3 protein-coding genes and 1 riboswitch are annotated in these 3,844 nt (G+C 43.3%); of the genes, 2 read left to right on the forward strand and 1 reads right to left on the reverse strand.

All coding sequences use genetic code 11. The annotated features are described in order from the left end of the window. The first annotated feature begins 286 nt into the window (after positions 1-286). A complete protein-coding gene (locus ACFE93_RS34170) occupies positions 287-1,279 on the forward strand; it encodes a 2-hydroxyacid dehydrogenase (RefSeq protein WP_375480508.1) in 993 nt (330 codons plus the stop codon). 85 nt (positions 1,280-1,364) lie between these two features. Continuing rightward, positions 1,365-1,461, forward strand: a riboswitch (TPP riboswitch). A 7-nt stretch (positions 1,462-1,468) separates the two neighbouring features. Beyond that, entirely contained in the window at positions 1,469-2,842 is a 1,374-nt protein-coding gene (gene thiC, locus ACFE93_RS34175; protein ID WP_375480510.1) for a phosphomethylpyrimidine synthase, read from the forward strand. Between the two features lie 258 nt (positions 2,843-3,100). Here thiC and ACFE93_RS34180 read toward each other — a convergent pair whose 3' ends face one another. After that, entirely contained in the window at positions 3,101-3,460 is a 360-nt protein-coding gene (locus ACFE93_RS34180) for a hypothetical protein (protein ID WP_375480512.1), read from the reverse strand. Positions 3,461-3,844 lie beyond the last annotated feature (384 nt).

A 3,844-nucleotide genomic window follows, 5' to 3' on the forward strand; every position in this document is an offset into this window, starting at 1 on the left:
CTTTATCCTCAAGGTAGACTGTACCTGTTGTCAAAATTTGAATTTGGAATTGCTGCCGTTTATCGTGGTGTACTGCATTAAAACGAGAAGTGCTATATAATACCTGGTCGTTAATAGCTTTTAATTGAGAGTGCTGGAGTGCGATCGCTTAACTGGCATTGCCAGAGTATCAATTAAAAAAAGTTTAAAATGCCGCAGCTACGCTCGTTGTAGACATCGCTTTTCTAAAGGTCAAGGTATTATCTACTCGAACACCGTGCAGCATACATAAAATCTGAGGTTTTGCATGAAAGTAGCAGTTTTCAGTACAAAAGCCTACGATCGGCAGTTTTTGTCAGCTGCAAATTCTCCCATTCAACACGAATTAGTGTTTTTTGAACCCCGTTTAAATCGAGATACAGCTATCCTGGCTGCCGGATTTCCGGCGGTTTGTGTATTTGTGCATGACCAGGTTGATGCCCCAACTTTAGAGATTCTCGCCTCAGGGGGAACTCGTCTGGTTGTCCTTCGCTGTGCGGGGTTTAACAATGTAGACTTACAAGCCGCAGCAGATTTAGGAATTACTGTTGTGCGTGTTCCCGCCTATTCACCTTATGGGGTAGCAGAACACGCCGTAGGATTGATTTTGAGCTTAAATCGCAAAATTCATCGTGCCTATAACCGTGTCCGAGAAGGCAATTTTTCTATAGATGGACTGTTGGGATTTAATTTGCATGAGCGTACAGTGGGAATTGTCGGCACTGGCAAAATCGGTCTGATTTTAGGACAGATTATGAAGGGATTTGGCTGTCAGCTACTTGCCTATGACGTTTATCGCAATCCCGAATTGGAAGCGCTAGGTGGAAAGTATGTAGAACTACCTGAGCTATTTGCCAACTCCGATATTATCTCCCTGCATTGCCCCCTGACTCCCGAAACCCATCACTTAATTAACACTGAGGCTATAGAAAAGATTAAGCCAGGTGTGATGCTAATTAATACTAGCCGAGGAGCGCTGATTGATACCCAAGCAGTGATTGAGGGATTGAAGTCTGGTAAAATTGGCTATCTGGCTGTAGATGTCTACGAACAAGAATCGGAATTGTTTTTTGAGGATTTGTCTGGGGAAATTATTCAAGATGATATTTTCCAGCGTCTGACAACGTTCCCCAATGTACTCATTACCGGACATCAAGCTTTTTTTACAGCAGAAGCTCTCTATAATATTGCAGAAACAACTTTTGCTAATATTACCGATGTTGAACAGGGTCGTGCTTGTGCCAATGAAATTCGCGCCTAAATCTTTGGCAATCTCAAATCCCAAATTGTGTACCTCATAAATTGTTAACATCTTTGCTCCCAGATATAACCAAGGTGCTACACTACATCCATGCTAGGGGTGCCTATATAACCAGGCTGAGATCAAACCCTTAACACCTGAGTCTGGGTAATACCAGCGAAGGGAAGCTGTTTATTGAGGAATTACAATATGCGGACTGAATGGGTTGCTAAACGACGTGGGCAAAGTAATGTATCTCAAATGCACTACGCCCGCCAAGGTGTTATCACCGAAGAAATGCACTACGTCGCCAAACGGGAAAATCTCCCGGCCGATCTCATTCGTGAGGAAGTAGCGCGGGGACGAATGATTATCCCCGCTAATATTAATCACACTAATTTAGAGCCGATGGCTATTGGCATCGCTTCTAGATGTAAGGTAAATGCTAATATCGGCGCTTCTCCCAACTCTTCTAATCTTCAGGAAGAAGTTGATAAGCTGAATCTGTCGGTGAAGTACGGCGCTGATACCGTGATGGATTTGTCCACAGGTGGCGGTAACTTGGATGAAATTCGTACCGCAATCATCAAGGCTTCACCTGTTCCCATTGGTACAGTGCCAGTATATCAAGCTTTAGAAAGCGTCCACGGCACAATCGAGAATCTAACTGCTGATGATTTTCTTCATATCATCGAAAAGCACGCCCAGCAAGGAGTAGACTATCAAACTATCCACGCGGGGATTTTGCTTGAGCATTTGCCTTTGGTGAGAAATCGGCTCACTGGTATTGTCTCTCGCGGCGGCGGTATTTTGGCGCGGTGGATGTTACATCACCACAAACAAAACCCGCTTTATACCCACTTCCAAGATATTATTGAGATTTTCAAAAAGTACGATGTCTCCTTCAGTTTAGGAGATTCCCTGCGTCCCGGCTGTACCCATGATGCCTCAGATGAAGCACAATTAGCTGAATTGAAAACCCTTGGACAATTAACTCGCAAAGCCTGGGAAGATGATGTACAGGTGATGGTGGAAGGGCCTGGACACGTGCCAATGGATCAAATTGAGTTCAACGTCCGTAAGCAGATGGAAGAGTGTTCGGAAGCACCTTTCTATGTTTTGGGACCATTGGTGACAGACATTGCTCCCGGTTATGACCACATCACTTCAGCTATTGGAGCTGCAATGGCTGGATGGTACGGTACTGCAATGCTGTGTTATGTAACACCTAAAGAACATTTGGGTCTACCAAATGCCGAAGATGTGCGGAATGGGTTGATTGCTTATAAAATAGCAGCTCATGCGGCTGATATTGCTAGACATCGCTCTGGTGCAAGAGATAGAGATGATGAACTTTCCAAGGCGCGTTACAACTTCGATTGGAACCGTCAGTTTGAATTATCACTCGATCCAGAAAGAGCTAAGGAATATCACGATGAAACTTTACCAGCAGATATCTATAAAACTGCTGAGTTTTGTTCGATGTGTGGGCCTAAGTTCTGCCCAATGCAAACTAAGGTTGATGCTGATGCGCTGACAGAATTAGAGAAGTTCTTGGCAAAAGAGGCTGTAACTCAAAGCTAACAGATTAGACCTTTTGCAAAAGTCGAAAAACCGCTGTAACTGGTATCAACTATAAGTTAAAACTCTTTTAAAACCTCATTCCCAGTTTTCGGCTGGGAATGAGACAAAATGGTTTTGCTTCTCTCAAAATATCAGGTTAGGTTTTGCGATCGCACTTTTATTTGGTACAAGAGTAATCCAATTGCTATCGCTCCCCAATCAAAGCTAAATCAGTAATTCTGGTTGGTAATTTATGCGATCGCGTTTAATCGCGCCTACTTACTTCGGTAAAACCAGGCTTTGACGCACAGCACGCTTGCGGTCGCTTTTACGAATACCTCCAGCCATCTGATACTCATGGCTATCATTACCATATTTATAAGCAATACCACGCAAAATTTTCTCAGAATAGTCTGCCAAATCTTGTTCATTTTCAATGATCTGGGTTAGTAAGACATCAATAGTGGAGAGGGTAGTATTGTATGCTTCTAGAGATTGACGGAGACTTTCGATTTTTTCAGTATAATCTTTGACTGTTAAGCTCTCTCCGACATTGAGAGTTGGACTAATAGATTTAATGCTTGCTAGACGTAGTTCAGCTTTGCCAATAGTACGTGAATTGCGTTTTGACCTTGCCATAATTAATACTCCTTTTCTAAATTCCTGATAACTCTATAGTGGACAATTGTTGAAAAAGTTGTCATACGTGAAATTGTTGATTTTTCTGAAAAAGCCTAAAATTTAAATTCCCTATAACATTTTTTGGCAATTGAAACCATATTTATTGTTGAGGCACAGCAGTGCTGTACCTCAAAAGCCTGTTCTATTTAAGGGAAGATGCTGTAACACAAGTCTGTTTCTGATAACGTGAAGGCGAAAGCTCCTACAGGCTGCGCGGAACACGGAAACGTCAAGGCGGAAGCTCTTACAGGCTGCGCGGAACACGGAAACGTCAAGGCGGAAGCTCTTACAGGCTGCGCGGAACACGGAAACGTCAAGGCGGAAGCTCTTACAGGCTGCGCG

Source organism: uncultured Nostoc sp., from assembly GCF_964247315.1.
Classification (GTDB): domain Bacteria; phylum Cyanobacteriota; class Cyanobacteriia; order Cyanobacteriales; family Nostocaceae; genus Nostoc.